Genomic DNA, 20453 nt, shown 5'->3' with positions numbered 1-20453 from the left:
TAATCAGCCCCCGACGGGACGGAGCACGTCTGCTGCGCGGTTGAGCGCCGCCTCTCCCCCGGTCTCGAGCACACCGCGCTCTTCGGGATGGTCGCGGAAGAAACGGACGATCGCCGCTACCTGATGGGGATCTGCGCCGAGGTAGCGCATCGAACACGTGACCGGCACGTACCCGTCGACCATCGTGAGCGACAGCGTCGCGGGCGGCCCGGCGACGGTGACCTCGCCCACCAGGTCCCACGGCCAGTCGACGTCGCCGCGCGCGCGGGTGCCCTGCAGGCCGTCGTCTGAGCCAGGCGCTCGCACGCGGATGAGACGATTCTCATCCTGTTCGACGGCTTTCCGACCTACCCTCGTCTGTGGATAAGTGACGATTGCCGCGCGTTGTGGAGGAACGTCTGCCGCGAGTGGCCGGGGTGGGGGCGCAGCGTGTACGGATCACCGGAAGAGACGCTCGCGCGGATCGAAGAAGATACGCGTCGAGCGCAGGAACGCGGCGAGAAGCTGCCCGCGCTGCAGGCCGCGATCGCCGATGTGCGAGCGAAGGCCGTGGCACGCACCCGGGACATCTCAGTCGAGGTGGACGCGGCGGGGGTCGTGCGCGACCTCGAGATCGCGGACGCGGCGCTGGACCGCGGGGGCCGACGCGTCAGCGCCGAGGTGATGGAGCTGATCGCGAAGGCGACGAAGAACGCCCGCGTTCGCACCCTAGAGGTGACCACCGAGATCATGGGCGAATCCGACCCCATCGTCGGCGTCGTGGCCGCGGAGCTCATTCCCGACCAGGAAGACGACGGAGTGACGCGCCGAGGAGGGCTGCGATGAGCCAGCAGATCCGGATGGATGCGGACATTCTGCTGCAGCACGCCTCGCGCGTGCAGCAGCTGGCCTCGGATGCTGCCGAGGCCGCATCGGCGATTCAGAGCGTCAACCTCGGCGGAGGGGCGTTCGGCGTTCTCTGCGCCTGGATCGTTCCCCCTGTCGGAATGGTGTCGGGGGCGGTCTCTCAGCACATCAACGGCGCGGAGGGCGTACTCGAACGCACGGGGCAGGAGTTACGCGCAGTCGTCACCGACTTCGACACGTTCGAAGAGACCGTCATCCAGGTGACGAAGCACCTCGAGGGAGGCCTTGGATGAGCAACTCGCTCGTGGCGGCTCCCGTGGATACGACATCCGCGTTCTCGGGCGCCTTCCTCGTCACCGATGGGCAGGCTCTGGCCGATGCCATCCAGAGCGGCAACTGGGTCGAGGGAGGGATCGCGGGATTCTCGGCCGCGATGAACACCGTCGCCGCCGTGATGGACCCCATCGGCACGCTGATCGCTAACGGCCTGGGGTGGCTGCTCGACCACATCGAGCCGCTCAAGGGATGGCTGAACGATCTCACGGGGAACGCGGCCGAAGTCCAGGCATTCGCCGCGACCTGGAGCAACGTGGGCGCCCGGATGAGCGAGCTCGGCGTCACCGCGCAGAACCGGCTCGCTGACCTCGACGGGCTATCGGGTGAGACCATCACCGCGTACACGGCGCACGTGCAGGGGCTGTCGCAGCACCTCACGACCTCGGGCCAATGGGCGGGGGCGATCTCGACGGGCTTGTCGATGGCGTCGTCGCTCGTGCAGATGACCCATGATCTCGTCCGAGACGCCATCAGTCAGATCGTCGGCATGGCGATCTCCGCCGCCATCACCGCCGTCGCGACAGTCGGTCTCGCGACGCCCGTGATCGCGGCGCAGGTCGGCTCGCGGGTCTCCGCACTCGTCCCGCGCATCAGCAAGACCATCACCACCGTCGTGAACGCCTTCACGAAGCTCCGCGGGCTCGTCGACGAGCTGAGCGGCATGGCGGGCAAGGCGTTGCAGTTCCTGACGAAGTGGGCCGGGGGCGGCAAAGGCTCCAGCACGGTACACGCCGCGGAAACTGCAGCCGAGAGCCTCGTGCGCCATCCGACTCAGTTGGACGTCGACTTCACGTACAACACGAAGCACAGTCGCCCCGAGTGGGATCGTCAGATCACCAACGCTCAGGACGTCTTGGACAACACGACGTTCGAGACATGGCTGCAGCGGAGGGATGAGTTCACCGGGGACCGCTCGAGCGCAGTGAAGGCCGAACAGGCCGCGGTGAGAGAGGTCGCCCTGAGTGACGCGATCGCCCAGCGCGTGCGGTCGGGCATGCCGTACGACGAGGCGGAGCAAGCTGCCCTTGAGTGGATGAAGTCTCAACATGCCATCCATCGGTTGGATGCTGTGGCTGGCGGGGATCCCCTCGACTTCGACGGAGTCGGGGATGCCGCTGTCAACTCATCAATCGGTTCTCAATGGCGGTCACGCGTCCCGGATCTCGAGCAAGCGGTTAGAGACATCGCTGCGACTATGACGCCGGAGCAACTCCGGAACACCCTCCTCAACATCAAACTCGGCGGATAGGATTTCGATGATGAGTGTCGAACTGTTTAGAGATTTCGTGCCGGTTGCCCCGGTTCCCGAGGCGGTCATCGACCGATACCGCCCGTCGGTAGAGCCGGCTCTCGTCGAGCTGTGGCAGGCGCAAGGATTCGGCCTGGCTGCCGACGGGTTCCTGCGCGTGGTGAACCCGGATTACTACACCTCGATGATCGGAGAATTTCTTCCCCGGTCGGACATGATTCCGGTCCTCGCCACGGCCATGGGGGACGTGGTGGTCTCGTTCGACGGGAAGTACCGCGTCCTGCAGTTCCGCTATGCCCGGGCAACCGGCGGAGTCGGATCGAGTCTGGACCTCATCGGACTGTTCGCAGCCCAGGAGAGCTGGCTCAACAGATTCATGGACTACGCGCCGTACGCCGAGGCTGCCGTGACGTATGGCTCACTCAACACCCTCGAGGATTTCGATTACATCTATGCGTACAAGCTTCCGTTGCCTGCAGGAGGTCCAGAAGGGGTCGAGTACCTGACCCGTTCCCGCATTTTCGAGCACATCGCGTTCACCACGCAGCTTGCGGGGCCGATTCCGTTTGCGAGTTGATCATCGATCTCTTCGCGACCGCCTCTAGGGAACCCGCACGCACCTTCTTTTCACTCTTTCGCCCCGGCGACGCTCAAAAGGTGGACGCGAGAGGACGTGGGCTCCTGCTGCAGGCACTCGCCAATAAAGACCTGCCGAGTAGATACAGCCTCGGCCACTTCTTGCTCGACGAGGGCGCCCCCCTCACGGCTGGTGATGGTGGGGCAACCGCTCTTCACGTCCTCTTCGGTCAGGTCTCCCACGACGTCGGAGAAGACGCGCGCATCGCGCGACGTCTGATCGATGCCGGCGCCGATATCAACGCGCTGGACGAGAACGGACGCGTCCCTTTTCTTGAAGTCCTCAACATGAAGTACAGCGACGAGGACCTGAATCCGATCTACGACCTGTGGTTCGAGCGTGAAGATGCCGATTTCACGTTGGTATCGGTACACGGAGTGTCCCCGATCAGTTTCGCCAAGAAGCTCCCGTTCCGCGGCTCCGTCGTGGACCGGATGGAGAGCTATGTCCACTCGCATTCGTCGCCGTCCTCGCCATGAAATACTCCGACGACCAGCCCTAGACGGTCTATAACCTCTGGTTGGCGCAACCGAACCCCGACTTCACTACGGCATCGCGCTTCGGGCTCTCCTCTTTGACCGCCGCCAAGAAGCTCTCGTATCGGAGCGCGATCCTGGCTCGGATGGAAGCGTCTCTGCGCGACCACGCATGATTGCGGCAGGATCGCACTCTCCCACCGGAACCGGATCACCCTCCCCCGTCAGTCGAGCACCAGCTCGATGTTCCGGTGATCCCGGAAAACCCTCACCACCAGCTCGAAGTACGTCTCCCCTGCCCCCGACTCGAGCGCAGCGAGGGCGCGCTGAGCGGTGGCCGCGGAGTAAACCTCCGGCCGGGCGAGCTTGGCGCGGTAGTACTCGCGCGTCGCATCGATCCCCAGCGCTTCCCGCGCGATGTCAGCCCGCTTCCACACCACCAGCGCCGACTCCGCCCCGTTGAGCACCCCGAACCCGCCGTACAGCAGGTCGTCGAGGGCATCGAGGCTCTCGCCCAGCGTCCACTCCTCGTCGGGCATGAACACGCGGTTAAGTTCGGCGTAGAGCGACGGGATGCCGTGGATCGTCGTGCCGTCGATCTCGATGGTGCGTGGGGTCATGGAATCCCTTCTTCTGGACGGTGGGAGCTAACGACGAAGGGCCGGACGCCCACGGCATCCGGCCCTCTCGTACGAACCTCGCTCGGAGGTTCCGGACGACTAGTTGCCGCCGTTGATCACCGACAGGTACGAGCCGAAGGGGCGCGAGGTGTCGAGATCGGCGAAGTCGTCGGCAAGGCCCTCGTGAGGCGTGTTCTCGTTCTTCATGGATCAAGTGTCCGCGAGAGGCCATCGCCACGGAGGGCGCTTGACAAGCGACCAATATTTCGCCTAGCTAACTACTCATCCCTCTAGAGATTGGATGCGCCGCTCCAGGTAACCGACGCCGTCGACCGCGGCCAGGGCGAACAGGATCACGATGCGCGCGGTGGTCATAGCGACATTGTCGGGGGCGCTTCGGCTCCGATCGTGACCGACCGGGTTACGCCGGAAAACCGGCAGATGACGGGTGCGAGACATTTGGGATGAGGGCGATTCACGGGCGCTACGGTTCCCTCAGGAGGCATCCATGACTCGACCCCGCACGGTGACCCACACCTACACGCTGGCGGGCGGATGGCAGAAAGCGCATCACGCGCCCTTGACGGCAGAACTCGCCGAGAATCTGCGCCGCTCCGGCATGACCATGGTCCGCGCGCGTCGAGGCATGTTCGACAGCCGCGAGATCTCGCTTCGCGACTACCCACCGCGGCGAGCGGAGGCGCCCGTCGTCCCGCGCTGAGAACCGGCAGCGAGCGGACGGAGGCGGCCGACCGCCGGGGCCTGCATCCCGAACCTCGACGCGAAGATCACCCGGCCCCGGCGAGTGAGTGCGCGCATGATCCGCGCACGGGCGGTCAGTGCGCCTCGCTGCGGACGCGCGGCTGCTCCCCGTCGAATCTCGCTCGAGAGATGGAGTCCGGGTCCCAAGAACCCCCCTCGAATCGACACTCGGAGAACGTCGCCGCACCGAAATCGGACTGCGTGACGACCGTGTGCCGGAACCGGCAGTCGATGAATGTCGCTTGCCGCCATTGCTGTCCCGTGAATCGCGCACCCACGGAACACCGCACCGCGACCCCCGCTCGTCGTCGATCGATCCGGTAGCTCTCCCGTTTCCACCGCTGGCGAAGTTCACCGATCTGTTTCGCCGTGATCACCACCACCGATCGTACGAGCGAGAACCGTCAGTGACCGGGGCGGAGCAGCCCGCTCTCGTACGCCGCGATCACCAGTTGCGCGCGATCGTGGGCCCCGAGCTTGAGCATCGTGTTCTTCACGTGCGACTTCGCCGTGTGCGGAGAGATGAACAGCTGGGCGGCGATCTCGTCGTTCGAGTGCCCGCGCGCGATGAGCAGCAAGACCTCGCGTTCGCGATCGGTCAATGCCTCGAGCGACGGGGGCGCACCCACCGGCGCGGGAGCCGCGCGCACCCAGGTCTCGATCAGCGCGCGCGTGGCCGTCGGAGAGAGCAGGGCTCCCCCCTCGTGCACCGCTCGCACCGCCCGCACGATGTCGTCGGGCTCGGCGCCCTTGCCGATGAACCCGCTCGCCCCGGCCCGCAGAGCCGAAACGACGTACTCGTCCTCCTCGAAGGTGGTCAGGATGAGCACCCGGGTGTCGGTGAGGGCCGGGTCGGCGCAGATCACCGCGGTGGCGTCGATGCCGTCCATCCGCGGCATCCGGATGTCGCACACGACCACATCGGGTCGGAGGTGCCGGGCGAGCGCGACAGCAGTCTCGCCGTCGACGGCCTCGCCCACGACCGTGATCCCCTCGGCTGCGTCGAGCAGATCGCGAACGGCGGAGCGGATGAGCGACTGGTCGTCGACGACGATCACGGTGGTCACGGGGCGGTCTCCGATCGAGCGGCGGCGGGGAGGGGAAGACGCGCGGCCAGCCGGTAGCCGCCGGGGGCGAGGCCGGCGTCGAGCTCACCGCGCACGGCGTCGACGCGCTCGCGCAGACCGACGAGCCCGAACCCCGACGTCGGCGGTGCGTCCTCGGGGTCGGGCATGCGATCCAGGGGGTTCGTGACGACGACTTCGAGAACGTCCCCGTCGCGACGCATCAGGACGTGCGCGCGGCGCGTGCTGCCGTGCTTCATCGCGTTCGTGAGGCCCTCCTGCACGACGCGATAGGCCACGATGCCGATTCCGATCGGGATGGCGGAGGCCTCGGCATCCGTTCCGATCTCGTCGCGCACCACGACGTCCCACCCCGCCACGCGCACCGACTCGACCACCTCGGGAACGCGCGCGAGCCCGGGCTGCTCGAGGGCCACGGCCTCGTCGGGGGTGCGGAGCACGCTGAGCATCCCGCCGATCTCGCCGAGCACGTCGCGCGAGGTGGTGCGGATGGTGGCGAGCGCCTCACGTGCCTTCTCGGGTCGCGTCTCGATCGACGACGACGCGACACCGGCGTTCAGGCTGATCACCGAGATGCGGTGCGCGACCGCGTCGTGCAGGTCGCGCGCGATGCGCAGGCGCTCCTCGGTGACGCGCCGACGGGCCTCGGCCTCACGGGTCTCTTCGGCCCGTCGTGCCCGCTCCTCCACCGCTTCGACGTACGCGCGTCGCGATCGGGATGCGTCGCCGACGGCGCCCGCGAGGGCGAGGGCGAGGGCCACCTGAAGAAAACGCGTGTCCATGCCGGTGACGAGCGTGATGGCGATGCTCACCCCCGCCACGACCATCACGGCCACGAGGCCAGCCGGGACCGACACCCGCCGGGTCGTGCGCTGGGCGACGGCGTACATCGAGACGATCAGCGCGAGGGTCGCGCCGGGAGAGAGGGTTCCCAGGCTCAACGCCCCCAGGTACAGCGCCGCGCACGCGGCGAGCGCGACCCGGGGACGCACGCGCCGCAGCGGCAGCACCGCGGCCGGAAGCAGCACCAGGACAAGGGCGAGGGTGTTCGCCGGACGCATCTCGGCGACGGGGATGGGCGCGAACGCGGGTCCGACGATGAGGAAGCCGAAGCCGAGGTCGACGAGCCACGGACGCGCCGCCCGCATCGCGCGACGCGCGGGCATCGTCGATCCGGGGGCGCTCACCCGACCAGTCTGTCCCCTCGCTCCCTGTCCGACGATCGCCCCGGCGGGTCATTGTCGAATACCCCCGTGGGGGGAGGCGTCCTCCCCGGCGGTGGGACGCGGCATCCGAGGTTCGAGCGCGAGGGTGAGGTCATGGCATCCGATCCCGCTCCCCCACTCCTCTCGGTCACCGACCTGCACAAGTCGTACGGCCGAGGTTCCGCCCGCTTCGACGCGCTGCGCGGGGTGACCCTCGACATCCATCGCGGCGAGAGCATCGCGATCCTCGGCAAGAGCGGCTCGGGCAAGTCCACGCTCATGCACCTCTTGGCACTGATGGACGCACCTACGCGCGGCACCGTGCGCCTCGACGGAGTGGATGCCACGACCCTGCGCGGACGCCGGCTCAACCGCACGCGCAACAAGACCTTCGGTTTCGTGTTCCAGCAGTTCTTCCTGACGCCGACCGCGTCGGTGTTCGACAACGTCGTGCTGCCGCTGAAGATCGCCGGGGTGGGACGCGCCGAGCGCAAGCGTCGAGGGCTGGCCGCCCTGGCCGAGCTCGACATGGGCGACAAGGCCCGCAACAAGGCCACCGCTCTGTCGGGCGGACAGAAGCAGCGCGCGGTGATCGCGCGGGCGCTCGTGAACGACCCGCAGGTGATCTTCGCCGACGAGCCCACCGGCAACCTCGACTCGGCGACCGGAGCGGTCGTGGAGGACATCCTCTTCCGCCTCAATCGCGAGCACGGCATCACCCTGATCGTGGTGACGCACGACGAAGACCTGGCGGCGCGGTGCGACCGCCGCGTGCAGATCCGCGACGGCCTGATCGTCGCCGAAGAGCGGAGCGCGGCATGAAAATCCTCGACCTCGTCGGCACCGCCGTCGCCAACACCTTCCGCTCGAAGACCCGCACGATCCTGACGGTGCTGGCGATCTTCGTCGGCGCCTTCACCCTCACCATCACCAACGGGCTCGGAACCGGCATCAACGCCTTCATCGACAGCACCGTCAGCGCGATGGGCGCCTCCGATGCGCTGACCGTGACGAAGACGAGCACCGACGCTACGGCATCCACGGGTCCTCAGAAATACGATCCGGGTGCCATCTCGTCGGGGCGTCAGTCGGGCCCTCCCGGAACGACGAGCGAGGTGACAGCGCTCACGGATCAGGACATCACGACGCTCGCAGCGGTGCCGGGTATCGCGCGGGTCGTACCGGTGAAGTCCGTGACGATCGACTACGTGCAGGCGCCCGGCGGTGACCCGTATGTCGCGCGGGCCGGGAGCCTCGTGGCGGGACAGACGCCGCAGCTGGGAGCGGGGGCAGCGCCCGACGACGGTACCGAGACGTTGGAGGTCGCCCTGCCCGACGGCCTGGTGGCGCCGATGGGCTTCGCCGACGCCGAAGCGGCCGTGGGTGCCACCGTGACCATCGCGGTCACCGATCCGGTGCGCACGCGACACACGGTCGAGGCGACGGTGACCGGGGTGACCGAGGAGGCCTTCGGCAGCACCACGACGCTGAGGACGAACGCCGCGCTCGAGGACGCCCTGTCGGCCGCGCAGAACACCGGCGTCCCCGCCGACCAGCTCGACCGGTACGCCTCGGCAAGCGCGACGATGGCAGCGGGTGCGAAAGGGACCGACGTGAAGGCCGCGCTCACCGACGCCGGCTACACCGGCACGACGGTCGCCGATCAGCTGGGCACCTTCGAAGCGGTGATCAACGGGATCGTGCTGGTCCTGAACGCCTTCGCGATCATCGCGCTGCTGGCCGCGAGCTTCGGCATCGTCAACACCCTGCTCATGTCGGTGCAGGAACGCACGCGGGAAATCGGCCTGATGAAGGCGATGGGCATGGGGAGCGGACGCGTGTTCACGCTCTTCAGCCTCGAGGCGATCTTCATCGGTCTGCTGGGCAGTGCGCTCGGCGCGGTCGTGGCGATCGGGGTGGGGACGGCGGTCAGCGCCCAACTCGCGACGAGCCTGTTCAGCGACCTACCCGGCCTGCAGCTCATCGCCTTCGATCCGGTGTCGATCGTCGTGACGACGCTGGCGGTGATGGGGATCGCTTTCCTCGCCGGAACATTGCCGGCGGCGCGTGCCGCGCGCGCCGACCCGGTCGAGTCGCTGCGATACGAGTGAGACGAGGGCCGGTGCGCGGGGACTCCCCGCACCGGCCCTCGACGCGTCGACCGGCGTAGCGTGGGTCCCGCCACTCGACGCCGAGGGAGAACATGGACGCCGACGTCATCATCATCGGAGCAGGGCTCGCGGGCCTCGTCGCCAGCAACGAGCTCGTGCGCGTGGGAAAGCGCGTGATCATCGTCGAGCAAGAGAACGCCGCCAACCTGGGCGGGCAGGCGTTCTGGTCGTTCGGCGGGATCTTCCTCGTCGACTCCCCCATGCAACGCCGTCTCCGGGTCAAGGACTCGTTCGAGCTCGCTTGGCAGGACTGGCAGGGCTCCGCCGGCTGGGACCGCCTGGATGGCGCGCACCCCGAGGACGAGTGGGCGCAGAAGTGGGGGCGGGCGTACGTCGAGTTCGCCGCCGGCGAGAAGCGCGCGTGGCTGCAACAGCAGGGCGTGAGGTTCACCCCCGTCGTCGGCTGGGCGGAACGCGGGTCGCTCAGCGCCGGGGGCCACGGCAACTCCGTTCCCCGCTTCCACGTGCCGTGGGGAACGGGCACCGGGATCTCGGAACCCTTCGCCGAAAAAGCGAGAAAGGCGGATGCCGTCGACCTGCGGTTCCGCCACCGGGTCGACGAACTGGTCTTCACCGACGGCGCCGTGACGGGCGTGCGCGGCGCGATCCTCGCCCCCGACGATTCCCCGCGCGGGGTGTCGTCGTCACGTGAGGTGGTCGGCGAGTTCGAGCTCTCGGCGCAGGCCGTCGTCATCGCCTCGGGCGGTATCGGCGGCGACCACGAGCGAGTGCGCCGCTGGTGGCCCGATCGCCTCGGCACTCCCGCGCGCACGATGGTCACCGGCGTCCCCGCGCACGTCGACGGACGCATGCTCGACATCGCCGCCGACCAGGGCGTGCGGCTGGTGAACCGCGATCGTATGTGGCATTACACCGAGGGGCTGCAGAACTGGAACCCCGTGTGGCCGGGTCACGGCATCCGGATCCTGCCCGGTCCCTCCTCGATGTGGCTCGACGCGCGCGGTCGCCGGTTGCCCCTCCCGGGGCTGCCCGGGTACGACACCCTCGGAACGTTGAAGATCCTGCGATCGACGCCCGACCTCGTCGAATACGACTACTCGTGGTTCGTGCTCGATCAGACGATCATCAAGAAGGAGTTCGCGCTGTCGGGGTCGGAGCAGAACCCCGACATCACCAACCGCGACCTGGCTCTGCTGCTGCGCACGCGGCTCGGGCGTGCCGCTCCCGGCCCGGTCGAGGACTTCAAGCGGGAGGGAGCCGACTTCGTCGTCGCCGACACCCTGGCCGAGCTCGTGCGCGGAATGAACGCCCTCACCGGAGACGACCTCCTCGACGAGGACTTGATCCGCCGGCAGCTCGAGGCGCGTGACCGCGAGGTCGTGAACCCGTACTCGAAAGACGCTCAGACCATCGGCATCCAGAACAGTCGACGCTTTCGCGGCGATCGACTCTTCCGCACGGTCCCCGCCCACGCGATCCTCGACCCCCGCCACGGCCCGCTCATCGCCGTACGACTCTGGATCGTCACGCGCAAGACGCTCGGCGGCATCCAGACCGACCTCGACGGCCGCGCCCTGAACGGATCCGGGATGCCGATCCCCGGCCTCTACTCGGCGGGCGAGGCCGCGGGCTTCGGCGGCGGCGGGGCCCACGGGTACAACGCCCTCGAGGGGACCTTCCTCGGCGGGTGCCTGTTCACTGGGCGGACGGTGGGGAGGGCGTTGGCGGGGAGTCTGTGAGCCGGAGTTCACCGACCGCCTCCTGCGTCATCGCGCGCAGCCAGAGCGATGCCGGATCGGCTTCGACCCGCTCGTGCCACCGTTGCTGCACGGTGGCCTTCGGCAGGTCGACGGGAACCTCGTGCACGCGCAAGGGCACCCCGCGCTCGGTCAGGTGCCGGGCGAGCACCGAGGGGATGAGGCACAGCACGTCGTCCTCGAGCGCCATCAGCGCACCGACCGCGTAGGTCGGGACCACAGCGACGACGCGCCGGCTCCGCCCCCGCGCTTCCAGGGCCTCATCAAGCGGACCGCGATCGAGTCCGCGGCGCGATGCCGAGACGTGCGGCACCGCGCACAGCTCGTCGAGATCGAGCCGCGGCATCCGTCCGATTCTCGATGCCGCCGAGACCACGGCGACGAAGGTGTCGGCGAAGAGGACGGATGCTCGCACGTCGGGCGGACCGGGATCGACGACGCCCACGTCGAGATCGAGGGTGCCATCGCGTAGGAGTTCGACCGTCTTGGACTGCTGCGCCACGAACCGCAGCTGGACGTGCGGGGCACGGGTGGCGACCAGACGCGTGAGCCGCGGCGCGAGCACGGGCGACAGGGCGTCGTTGATGCGGATCGAGAACGTTCGGTGCCACGCGGACGGGTCGTCGGCGGCGGGACGCCGGAGGCGTTCGATCTCCTCGAGGAGAGACCGCACGCGCGGCGCCGTCCGCAGCGCGAACGGGGTGGGAACCATGCCGCGGCCCGCGCGCACGAGCAGCGGGTCGTTCATCGTCTGGCGCAGACGACCCAGCGCCCGGCTGGTCGCGGGCACGGAAAGATGCAGACGCTCCGCGGCCAGCGACACGCTGCCCGTCTGCAGGAGCGCGTCGAGTGCGCGCAGGAGATTGAGGTCCATCTGTTCGATCGCCACCTTCATCATTGTGTCTGACGCAATGACGGTTTGCGTATGTTGCGCTTTCTGAAACCCATTCCCCGGGCGACGATGGATCGGGCGCGAGATCGAGCCGCCCCCTGATCCCGGAGGTCCCCATGTCCAGAGTCATCCGCCCGCGCGCCTTCGGCGGTCCCGACGTACTCGAGGTGATCGAGATCGACACCCCCGAGCCCGGGCCCGACGAGGTCGTGGTGCGCGTGCGCGCTGCCGGCGTGAACCCGCTCGACTGGAAGCTCTACAGCGGAGCCTTCCACGACGTGGACGACGACGAGAAAGAGGAGGCCGGATTGACCGAGACGCTTCCGGCGCTCGGCATGGATGCCGCGGGAACGGTCATCGCGGTCGGCTCGAGCGTCGAGGGCACCGCGGTGGGCGACGATGTCATCGTCTATCCCGCGCACGCGGCGTATGCGGATCACGTCGTCGCACCCGTGGCATCCCTCATTCCCAAACCCGCCGCGCTGGGCTGGGCGGAGGCCGGGTCGCTCATGCTCGCGGGCCTCACCGCCGCCCACACCCTCGCGGCGACCGGGCTCGGCGCACGAGAGACCGTGCTCGTCCACGGCGGCGCGGGCGGAGTCGGGCTCATGGCCGTGCAACTCGCGAGGCAGCTCGGCGCGCGGGTGATCGCCACCGCCTCAGCCCGTCATCACGAGCTGCTGCGCGAACTCGGCGCGATCCCCGTCGAGTACGGTGCGGGGCTCGCCGATCGAGTGCGCGGCGTCGCGCCGGACGGAATCGACGCCGCGATCGACACCGTCGGCACCGACGAAGCGCTCGACGTCTCGCTCGCGCTCGTCGCGGATCCCGCCCGCATCGCCTCGATCACGGGCTCGGACCGACGCCACGGCACCGGCATCAAGCTCCTCGGCTATGGACCGGGTCAGGATGCCGGCACCGCCTACCGACTCTCGTTCCGGGAACGCCTCGCCGAGTTCGCGGCGAGCGGCCAGGTGCGTGTGGTCGTCGCGAAGACGTTCCCCCTGTCCGACGCCGCGGCAGCGCACGCGTTCGGGCAGGCGGGGACGGGGACGGGAAAGATCGTTCTCGTGCCCTGAGCCTCAGCCGCCGACGAAGCGGCGCGTACCCTCGGCGATCTCGCGCGAGAGCGTGTGGTGCAGGTAGTGCTCGCCCGCCATCGGCACCATCTCGCCCCGGTCGACGGATGCCGCCTGGGCGCGGTGAAGGTCGACCCATCCCTCGACGTCGTCGTCGGCCACGCGCGCGAACAGCAGCACCGGGAGGTCGGCGGGGAAGCGTCGACCTCCCGCGTCGGCGAAATTCGTCGATGCGTGGGCCATCTCGTCGAGCACGGTCGGCGCCGCGGAGTTCGCGTTCGTGAGCAGACGCATCTGCTCCCTCTCGTTCGCGCCGTAGGGCAGTCCCTCGTACGGGTCGGGGGCGAGCGCTCGAAGGGCGCGGGTGAGGCCGAGAGTGTTCAAGAGGGCGAGGGAGTCGGTCGCGATCGGTTCGTCACCGCCGGGTTGGTCCGGCACGCTGCTGTCGATGCCGACGAACGCCGTCACCTCATCGCGATACGCCTCGACGTAGGTCAGCGCGTAGATGCCCGAGATCGAGTGCCCCATGAGCGCGTAGCGGTCGACGCCGAGGTACTCCAGCGCCGTGTGCACCTCGCTCGTGATGTTCGCGGCCGTGCGCGGTACGTCGGTCTGATCGCTCAGCCCGGTTCCGAACGGCTCGACGGCGACGACGCGGTACGTGTCGTCGAGCTGGTCGATGAGCGGGGCGAAGTCGAGGCCGGGTGCCGCGGTGCCCAGGCCCGGCAGCAGCACGATGGTCTCCGCGTGGTCACCGCTCACGACGACGTTCATCGAACGACCCCCCACGGGAACCCGCTGGCCGTACGGGGTGATCTCCGCGGCCTCGGCGCGGGTGGCCACGGCGTTGACGGCGGCCGTGGTGGCCAGCGTCGCCGCGAGGACGCCGACGATCACGACGGGTGGGAACAGGAGGGCGAGGCGGGTGGATTTCTTCACGGGGATCCTTCGGGTCGAGGTTCCTCCAGTCGACCAGCGGACCCCCGTGGGCGGGAGAGCCGTCGGTCACCACTCGCGGTGACATTTGTCACCGAAACCACGACAGAGGGCCCCGCGCGATGCGGGGCCCTCTGGGATGGATGGTCGTGCGGGCGTCAGGCCCGCGCGGCCGCCGAAGTCATGGGGCACTCGAACGGGTCGCGAGCGGCGAGCCCCACCTGGTTCAGGTAACGGATGACGATGCCGTACGACTCGAACAAGGTGGTCTCGACGTAGGGGACGTTGAGCGTCTGGCTGTGCTCCTTGACGATCGCACGGGCCTTGCTGAGGTGCGGGCGCGGCATGTTCGGGAACAGGTGGTGCTCGATCTGGTAGTTCAGACCGCCCATGAGCCACGTGGCCCACCACCCGCCGGTGATGTTGCGCGAGGTACGCACCTGCTTGCTGAAGAAGTCGAGCTTCGCATCGGGAGCGATGACGGCCATGCCCTTGTGGTTCGGCGCGAACGAGGCACCCATGTACAGACCGAACACGGCGAGCTGCACGCCGACGAAGGCGAAGGCCATGCCGAGCGGCAGGAAGACGAACACCGGAGCCACGAAGACCGCGAAGCGCAGGGCGATGAGGCCGAGCTCCGTCCAGCGGCCCTTGACCGGCTCCTTCGAGAGCAGGTGGCGCAGACCGATGAAGTGGAGGTTGGCGCCCTCGAGCGTGAGCAGGGGGAAGAACGCCCACCCCTGGCGCTGGGTGATCCAACGCTGCAGGCCGCGCGCCTTGGCGGCGTCGACCTCGATGAACGAGATCGTGTCGATCTCGATGTCGGGGTCTTTGCCCACGCGGTTGGGGTTGGCGTGGTGGCGGGTGTGCTTCGAGGTCCACCACGACAGGCTCATGCCGACGACACCGGCCGCGAGCCACAGCGCGAGGCGGTCGTTGGCTTTACCCGAGGAGAAGATCTGCTTGTGCGCGGCCTCGTGGGCGAGGAACGCCACCTGGGTGAACAGGATGCCGAGGGCCGCGGCGATCAGCAGCTGGAACCAGCTGTCGCCGAGCAGGACGAAGCCGGTGATCGCCCCGCCGAACCCGAGGGCGAGGACGGTGCCGACCAGGGCGTAGAACCGGCGGGCGCGAACGAGCAGGCCCGTCTCACGGACGACCTGCGACAACTCCGTGTAGGCCTTGGCCATGGGCGGGAACTCCGTCGTTCCCTTGTAGGTCTGACGGATCGGTCCCATCCGGGACTCGATGACGGGTGCAGCCAATGCGTGCTCCTCGGTGGGGGTGACCGAAGTCTCGAAGCCGGGGGCAGATGCCGACGACTTGTTGGCCACGCTACGGGGAGCGTATGCGCGCAGGCGCATACGGCGACGCCGTGATCCCCGGAATTCCGCATGTTCCGGGTCGATGGCGATGGCGTTGCCCAGGCGATTGCCAGTCTCGGGCCGTTTTCAGGGCTGCCGCGCGGTGGGTGAGCTGGTCGAGAGGGTCGACGTGGATCTCGAGGAGGACGGCGGGGCCGGGGGCTCCCTAGGCTGACGGGCACTGGCATTTCGTCGGCCACGTTCGCGTCCTGGCTGTGTCTGACGACGCGGCGCGCGGAGATGACGCGGCGGTGGCCGACGGCCGCCCGTTCCAGTTCATCGCGGCGACGTCGGGGTACCCCTGGCGATGGCACGGCGCCGACGCGATCCTGCTGTTCTTCGAACCCGAGACGCGTACGGCGGTGTTGACGTTCGACTTCTCGTGATCGGGCGGACGGGGGTGGTTCGACCGGCCGCGCCTCAGAGCTGGTCCGAGTGCCCCTCGATCTGCTCCCGGCGGTACGTGCGCTGTGCGGAGAGGACTGCGCCGCGGATGACTAGCCACGACACCAGGGCCGAGATCCCACCGATGATCACGATGGACGGAAGCGCGATCACGAACTCGTCGAAATCGAACATGAGGCTCACCCGATGGGCGCTGCGGTGACGAGCTCTCGGACATCCCCCGAGAAAAGACGAAGGGCCGGAAACTCTTGCGAGTTCCGACCCATTCCGTCGGGATGACAGGATTTGAACCTGCGACCCCTTGACCCCCAGTCAAGTGCGCTACCAAGCTGCGCCACATCCCGTTACCCGCGAGCGGGCAACTCCCCTATATTAGCCCCTCGCCGACTCCCCCGCGAACCAACGGCCACCCCGGGCGTGTGCGCACTCCCTTGTCGATGTCGGAACCCCTCGCTACGGTCTCGGGCATGACGATCGAGATCCTCCCCGCCACCGGCGACCGCTTCGACGACGCCGAGACGGCGCTCGACAGCGGAGACGGTCCCGGCTGCCAGTGCCAATGGTGGCTGCTCACGAACGCCGAGTTTCAGAAGACCTCGCGCGACGACCTCACCGCGCGATTTCACGCCGAGATGCACGGCGATCGCGCTCCCGGACTCATCGCCTACGTCGACGGCGAGCCCGCGGGCTGGGTACGCGTCGGTCCCCGCATCGACCAGGCGCGCCTCCTGCGTACACGCGACGTCACGACCGCGACGGACGAGCCCCTCGACGCCGACGACGTCTGGTCGATCTCGTGCTTCGTCGTTCGCACGACCCACCGCGGTCAAGGCCTGATGAAGAGGCTCCTGGATGCCGCGGTCTCCACCGCCCGCGAGGCCGACGCCCGCGTCATCGAGGCGTATCCCCTCGACACCACCGTCACGAAGCGCTCCGCCAACCAGCTGTATCGCGGCACCGTGTCGATGTTCGAGAAGGCGGGCTTCGACATCGTCGATCGCCCCAAGCCCGATCGCGCCCTCGTCTCGCTGAGCCTGCGCGACTGACCGCCCGACCTACGATGGAGGTTCGCCGACGAAAGACCTGACATGACGGATGCCGCGACCACCGCACGCGTCGATGCGTGGCTCTGGGCGGTGCGCGTCTACAAGACCCGGTCTGCGGCGACCACCGCGTGCCGCGCGGGGCACGTCCGGGTCAACGGTGAGCGGGCCAAGGCCGCCCAACCTGTGCGCCCCGGCGATGAGTTGCGTGTGCGCATCCAGGGCTTCGACCGGATCCTCGTCGTGAAGAAGACGATCGCGAAGCGTGTCGGCGCGGCCCTCGTCGCGGAGTCGGTGGACGACCGCACTCCCCCGCCGCCCTCGAAAGAGAGCATGCCGTTCGTTCCGGTGCGCGATCGCGGCGCCGGTCGCCCCACCAAGCGGGACCGCCGCGACATCGAAAAGCTCCGAGGCCGCGACCCCAACTGACCGCGCGTCACAGCCTCGGCAATCCGCAGAACCTCAGCCGGCCCCCGGCCCCGCCAACTGACCTTGTGCCAATCTCAGACCCTGAGCACGCCCCGCCCCGAGCAACCTCCACAATTCGCACAACCTCAGCCGACCCCCGGCCCCGCCGGCTGACCTCGCGCGAATCTCAAACCTCGTGCACCCGCCGCCCCGCACATCCCGGCACAACCCCCACACCCCAGCCGAACCGCGCCCCCGCCAACTGACCTTGCGCGAATTTCAGATCTAGCGCGACCTGCGCGACACCGAGAAACTCCGCGGCCGCGACCCCGACTGACCGGCGCGTCACAACCTCGGTAACCCGCACAACCCCAGCCAAGCAGCGACCCCCGCACCTGATCGTGCGCGAATCTCAAACCTTGTGCACGCGCCGCCTCAGCACGCCCCGCACATCCTCGGCAATCCGCAGAACCTCAGCCAAGCAGCACCCCCGCCAACTGACCTTGCGCGAATCTCAAACCTCGTGCACCCGCCGCCCCCGCACGCCCCGCACAACCTCCACAATCCGCACAACCTCAGCCGACCCCCGGCCCCGCCAACTGACCTTGCGCGAATCTCAAACCTTGTGCACGCGCCGCCTCAGCACGCCCCGCACAACCTCGGCAATCCACACAACCTCAGCCGACCCCCGGCCCCGCCAACTGACCTTGTGCGAATCTCAGACCCTGGACAGGCGCCGCCCCCGCACGCTCGCAGAACCTCCGCAATCCGCACAACCTCAGCCGACCCCGCCAACTGACCTTGCGCGAATCGCCGACCCAGCGACACCGCCGACCCAGCGACACCGCTGACCCAGCGACACCGCTGACCTAACGACACCGCAGACCCCTCGCCGCACGCACGACGTCGGGGCGGTGACGCCCCACAGCCGTCAGTCCAGCTGATCCAACAACCAGCGCGCACCGCGCACGCTCGCCCCGAGCTCCTCGACGCGCGCCGACAGCTCGCGGTCGCTCGTCACGACGACCACCGGGCGGCACGCCCCCGCGACCTCGCGCACGACCGCGACGATCTCGTCGTCGCCCTCGCCCGGCGCGTGCCGCACCTCGACCGGGGGTGCCACCGGCTCGGCAGACCGCGCCTGGCCCTCCAGCACCGCCGTGACCACCGGGAACCAGCGCGTCGCGGACAGCCCGAGCGCCTCGGCATCCACTCCCCGCTCCGCCAGCCGCGAGAGCTTCGTAACCAAACGGGTCGCGGCACCGGCGCGATCCTTCCACCACCCGTCGGGAACCGAACCCATGACGTTGGCCACGTCGACGACGATCGCCGGCCGCGCGGTGAGCGCTTGGCGCAGGGCCGGCCACGAGGCGGCGAAGCCGGGGTGCAGCGGCAGGGAATCGACGTCGTCGACGGCGACCCACTTCAGGGCGACGCTCTCGGGATCGCTGATCACGGGCTCGAACGGGGTCGTCACATCGGCGACGAGAGTCGAATACGACCAGATGCCGAGGTCGAGAACGCTCTCGAAGCGCGCACTCACGGCATCCGCCGGCACTCCCGCCTCTTCGCCCGATTCGCGCAGGGCGCCGTCTCGAGCGGATTCGCCCTCGTGCCGCGCGCCACCCGGCAGGGCCCACGTGTTGCCGAAGTGGCTCCACGAGACGCGATGCTGCAGCAGCACTCCGCGCTCGGGGTCGAGGGCGAGCAGACCCGCGGCGCCGAAACGACCCCAGTACTTCTCGCCCGTGGGCGCGACGACCCAGGCATCGCCCGGGTCGCGAGGCCCGTGCGGGCGTCGCGGCTCGCCGGGGGCGGGGGGCTCGATCGTCATCGTCTCCAGCCTGGCACACACAGGACCGACGGTCCCCGCCGAGCGTCACGAGACGCCATGAGATCACCCGCGCCAACGCACATACCGCGCCGAGAAGCGCGATATGACCGCCACCCCTCGGCCGCGGGGAAGTCCGACTCGCCTGGAGTTGCCACAATCGTCGGATGGAGTATGAATTCGACGACAACCCCGAACGGGTCGACCGCGACGCGGTCTGGCAGTGGCTGAGCACCGAGGCGTACTGGGGGCGCTGGCGCACCCGAACCGACGTCGAGGCCCAGCTCGACAGCGCCTGGCGTGTCGTCGCCGCGTACCACCGAGAGACGGGCGCGTTGGTGGGCTTCGCGCGGGCGATCTCCGACGGCGTCGGATTCGCCTACCTGGCCGACGTCTTCGTCGTCGCCGCGCACCGCGGCCACGGCCTCGGCAAGGGCCTGGTCTCGCTGATGATCGACGAGGGTCCGGGTCCTCACTTCCGCTGGACCCTCTTCACGAGCGACGCGCACGGCCTCTACCGTCAGTTCGGTTTCGCCGAGCCCGACCAGACGGCTCTCGTGCGCCCCGCGGCGCCCCTCTGAGACACCGGATGCCGGCTCCCCCCGCCGACGCCGCATCCCGCTGACACGTCGGTCGCCGCCCGTCATCCCCCACCGCCGAGGCCGCGCGCGAGTGGAGCGCCGGGCCCACGGCATCCGGAACGACGAGCGCCGATGCCTCACGCGTCGAAACGCGCGCCCTCCGGCCGCGGCCCCTGGAGCGTGAAGACGAAGAGAACCAGGACGCCGATGAGCGGCACCACCCCGATGAACACCCAGAAGCCGCTGTGACCGGTGTCGTGCAGGCGCCGCACGAGCACCGCGAACGTCGGGACGATGGTTGCGAGGGCCCACACGAGCCAGATCGTCCCGAGGACCACCCCGAGCGGTCCGGTGACGGTCGTCGAGCCATTGGCTTCGATACGGATGCCATCGGTCAGCGTGGGCAGCGCGTTCAGCACCGTGCCTACGACGGCGGCGGTCAGCACCCACCACCAGTACTCGCTGCGGCTCGCGCGCCCACGGAAGGTGGCGTACTTCGCGAAGACGCGGCGGACCGCAGCGCCCAACGGCGCGCCGTAATACGGCTGGTCGAGCGGCGGGACGGCGGTGGTCATGGGGTCTCCCGGCGTCAGTGGAGGGCGGATGCCACGGCGTCGCCGTCGCGAGAGCACTGTATCGACCACCCGGTCCGGCCCGACCCCGCTTGCGCTCGTGCCCGTCCGTGCCTCACGGCACCCACCGCGCGCGAGACGGCATCTCGCTGACACACCCACGTCAGCCTGCAACCGACTCGTCAGCGAGTTGCAGTCTCGCGCGACATACGGGCCCGCAGACGCAGCGCACACACG

General features: G+C 68.8%; 24 protein-coding genes and 1 tRNA gene. 14 read left to right on the top strand and 11 right to left on the bottom strand.

Features of this window, described 5'->3' with window-relative positions; all coding sequences use genetic code 11:
- Positions 1-3: 3 nt before the first annotated feature.
- Positions 4-306 carry a hypothetical protein gene (locus tag OVA17_RS11540; protein ID WP_267786692.1) on the bottom strand — a complete coding sequence of 101 codons (303 nt, stop codon included), beginning with the start codon at positions 304-306 and terminating at the stop codon, positions 4-6.
- 123 nt (positions 307-429) lie between these two features.
- On the opposite strand from OVA17_RS11540, the gene OVA17_RS11535 reads away from it, so the two are divergent.
- The 5 genes from OVA17_RS11535 to OVA17_RS11515 are packed head-to-tail and all read left to right on the top strand — an operon-like array spanning position 430 to position 3547.
- Positions 430-825, top strand: a complete 396-nt coding sequence (locus OVA17_RS11535; RefSeq protein ID WP_267786691.1) for a YbaB/EbfC family nucleoid-associated protein — start codon at positions 430-432, stop codon at positions 823-825.
- Complete coding sequence (locus tag OVA17_RS11530) at positions 822-1139, top strand: hypothetical protein (protein WP_267786690.1); 318 nt, start codon at positions 822-824, stop codon at positions 1137-1139. The genes OVA17_RS11535 and OVA17_RS11530 overlap by 4 nt, the downstream gene beginning before the upstream one ends.
- Positions 1136-2431 carry a polymorphic toxin type 15 domain-containing protein gene (locus OVA17_RS11525; protein ID WP_267786689.1) on the top strand — a complete coding sequence of 432 codons (1296 nt, stop codon included), beginning with the start codon at positions 1136-1138 and terminating at the stop codon, positions 2429-2431. Before OVA17_RS11530 ends, OVA17_RS11525 begins: the two co-directional genes overlap by 4 nt.
- A 10-nt stretch (positions 2432-2441) precedes the next feature.
- On the top strand, positions 2442-3008 hold the full coding sequence (locus OVA17_RS11520; RefSeq protein WP_170210601.1) for a GAD-like domain-containing protein: 567 nt from the start codon (positions 2442-2444) through the stop codon (positions 3006-3008).
- Positions 3005-3547 (top strand): hypothetical protein, encoded by a 543-nt coding sequence (locus OVA17_RS11515; RefSeq protein ID WP_267786686.1) that lies wholly within the window; start codon positions 3005-3007, stop codon positions 3545-3547. Before OVA17_RS11520 ends, OVA17_RS11515 begins: the two co-directional genes overlap by 4 nt.
- Before the next feature lie 221 nt (positions 3548-3768).
- Here the strand turns inward: OVA17_RS11515 and OVA17_RS11510 are convergent, their stop codons facing one another.
- Complete coding sequence (locus OVA17_RS11510) at positions 3769-4164, bottom strand: barstar family protein (protein ID WP_267786685.1); 396 nt, start codon at positions 4162-4164, stop codon at positions 3769-3771.
- A gap of 508 nt (positions 4165-4672) precedes the next feature.
- Here OVA17_RS11510 and OVA17_RS11505 point away from each other — a divergent pair.
- Positions 4673-4885, top strand: coding sequence for an alternative tryptophan synthase beta-subunit (locus tag OVA17_RS11505; RefSeq protein ID WP_267786684.1), 213 nt, complete (start codon positions 4673-4675; stop codon positions 4883-4885).
- Positions 4886-5330: 445 nt separating this feature from the next.
- On the opposite strand, the gene OVA17_RS11500 is transcribed toward OVA17_RS11505, so the two are convergent.
- Both OVA17_RS11500 and OVA17_RS11495 read right to left on the bottom strand, forming a co-directional pair.
- Complete coding sequence (locus OVA17_RS11500) at positions 5331-5993, bottom strand: response regulator (protein ID WP_267786682.1); 663 nt, start codon at positions 5991-5993, stop codon at positions 5331-5333.
- A complete protein-coding gene (locus OVA17_RS11495) occupies positions 5990-7198 on the bottom strand; it encodes a sensor histidine kinase (protein WP_267786680.1) in 1209 nt (402 codons plus the stop codon). The genes OVA17_RS11500 and OVA17_RS11495 overlap by 4 nt, the downstream gene beginning before the upstream one ends.
- Before the next feature lie 132 nt (positions 7199-7330).
- Here OVA17_RS11495 and OVA17_RS11490 point away from each other — a divergent pair, with 132 nt between their 5' ends.
- The 3 genes from OVA17_RS11490 to OVA17_RS11480 all read left to right on the top strand — a co-directional run bounded on the left by OVA17_RS11490 (position 7331) and on the right by OVA17_RS11480 (position 11087).
- Positions 7331-8038 (top strand): ABC transporter ATP-binding protein, encoded by a 708-nt coding sequence (locus OVA17_RS11490; protein ID WP_267786679.1) that lies wholly within the window; start codon positions 7331-7333, stop codon positions 8036-8038.
- Positions 8035-9327, top strand: coding sequence for an ABC transporter permease (locus OVA17_RS11485; RefSeq protein WP_267786678.1), 1293 nt, complete (start codon positions 8035-8037; stop codon positions 9325-9327). Before OVA17_RS11490 ends, OVA17_RS11485 begins: the two co-directional genes overlap by 4 nt.
- A 92-nt stretch (positions 9328-9419) precedes the next feature.
- Positions 9420-11087: an FAD-binding dehydrogenase gene (locus tag OVA17_RS11480; protein WP_267786677.1), complete on the top strand. Its 1668-nt coding sequence runs from the start codon at positions 9420-9422 to the stop codon at positions 11085-11087.
- Here the strand turns inward: OVA17_RS11480 and OVA17_RS11475 are convergent.
- On the bottom strand, positions 11044-11994 hold the full coding sequence (locus OVA17_RS11475) for a LysR family transcriptional regulator (RefSeq protein ID WP_267786676.1): 951 nt from the start codon (positions 11992-11994) through the stop codon (positions 11044-11046). The two genes, OVA17_RS11480 and OVA17_RS11475, sit on opposite strands and share 44 nt — an antisense overlap.
- Before the next feature lie 119 nt (positions 11995-12113).
- Between OVA17_RS11475 and OVA17_RS11470 the strand changes: the two genes are divergently transcribed.
- Complete coding sequence (locus OVA17_RS11470; RefSeq protein ID WP_267786674.1) at positions 12114-13076, top strand: NADP-dependent oxidoreductase; 963 nt, start codon at positions 12114-12116, stop codon at positions 13074-13076.
- A 3-nt stretch (positions 13077-13079) separates the two neighbouring features.
- On the opposite strand, the gene OVA17_RS11465 is transcribed toward OVA17_RS11470, so the two are convergent.
- Both OVA17_RS11465 and OVA17_RS11460 read right to left on the bottom strand, forming a co-directional pair.
- Complete coding sequence (locus tag OVA17_RS11465; RefSeq protein WP_267786673.1) at positions 13080-14015, bottom strand: alpha/beta fold hydrolase; 936 nt, start codon at positions 14013-14015, stop codon at positions 13080-13082.
- A 155-nt stretch (positions 14016-14170) separates the two neighbouring features.
- The gene (locus tag OVA17_RS11460; protein WP_267789386.1) at positions 14171-15250 is read right to left on the bottom strand and encodes a fatty acid desaturase family protein; all 1080 of its coding nucleotides are present in this window, start codon (positions 15248-15250) and stop codon (positions 14171-14173) included.
- 341 nt (positions 15251-15591) lie between these two features.
- Between OVA17_RS11460 and OVA17_RS11455 the strand changes: the two genes are divergently transcribed.
- Positions 15592-15762: a hypothetical protein gene (locus tag OVA17_RS11455; protein ID WP_267786671.1), complete on the top strand. Its 171-nt coding sequence runs from the start codon at positions 15592-15594 to the stop codon at positions 15760-15762.
- A 34-nt stretch (positions 15763-15796) separates the two neighbouring features.
- Here the strand turns inward: OVA17_RS11455 and OVA17_RS11450 are convergent, their stop codons facing one another.
- Together OVA17_RS11450 and OVA17_RS11445 are read right to left on the bottom strand one after the other, a co-directional pair.
- Complete coding sequence (locus OVA17_RS11450; protein ID WP_267786670.1) at positions 15797-15955, bottom strand: hypothetical protein; 159 nt, start codon at positions 15953-15955, stop codon at positions 15797-15799.
- A 96-nt stretch (positions 15956-16051) separates the two neighbouring features.
- Positions 16052-16125 (bottom strand) — tRNA-Pro (locus OVA17_RS11445).
- Between the two features lie 123 nt (positions 16126-16248).
- Here OVA17_RS11445 and OVA17_RS11440 point away from each other — a divergent pair.
- A complete protein-coding gene (locus tag OVA17_RS11440) occupies positions 16249-16827 on the top strand; it encodes a GNAT family N-acetyltransferase (RefSeq protein WP_267786669.1) in 579 nt (192 codons plus the stop codon).
- Between the two features lie 42 nt (positions 16828-16869).
- Entirely contained in the window at positions 16870-17253 is a 384-nt protein-coding gene (locus tag OVA17_RS11435; RefSeq protein WP_267786668.1) for an RNA-binding S4 domain-containing protein, read from the top strand.
- A 910-nt stretch (positions 17254-18163) separates the two neighbouring features.
- Here OVA17_RS11435 and OVA17_RS11430 read toward each other — a convergent pair.
- Entirely contained in the window at positions 18164-19066 is a 903-nt protein-coding gene (locus tag OVA17_RS11430) for an NUDIX hydrolase (protein ID WP_267786667.1), read from the bottom strand.
- Between the two features lie 164 nt (positions 19067-19230).
- Here OVA17_RS11430 and OVA17_RS11425 point away from each other — a divergent pair, with 164 nt between their 5' ends.
- Entirely contained in the window at positions 19231-19644 is a 414-nt protein-coding gene (locus OVA17_RS11425) for a GNAT family N-acetyltransferase (RefSeq protein WP_267786666.1), read from the top strand.
- A gap of 137 nt (positions 19645-19781) precedes the next feature.
- On the opposite strand, the gene OVA17_RS11420 is transcribed toward OVA17_RS11425, so the two are convergent.
- Positions 19782-20219, bottom strand: coding sequence for a DUF805 domain-containing protein (locus tag OVA17_RS11420; RefSeq protein WP_267786665.1), 438 nt, complete (start codon positions 20217-20219; stop codon positions 19782-19784).
- Between the last annotated feature and the right edge of the window lie 234 nt (positions 20220-20453).

The sequence above is a fragment of the Microbacterium sp. SL75 genome, assembly GCF_026625865.1.
Lineage (GTDB): Bacteria > Actinomycetota > Actinomycetes > Actinomycetales > Microbacteriaceae > Microbacterium.
The sequence above is the reverse complement of the archived record's forward strand: the minus strand, read 5'-3'. Positions and strand labels throughout refer to the sequence as shown.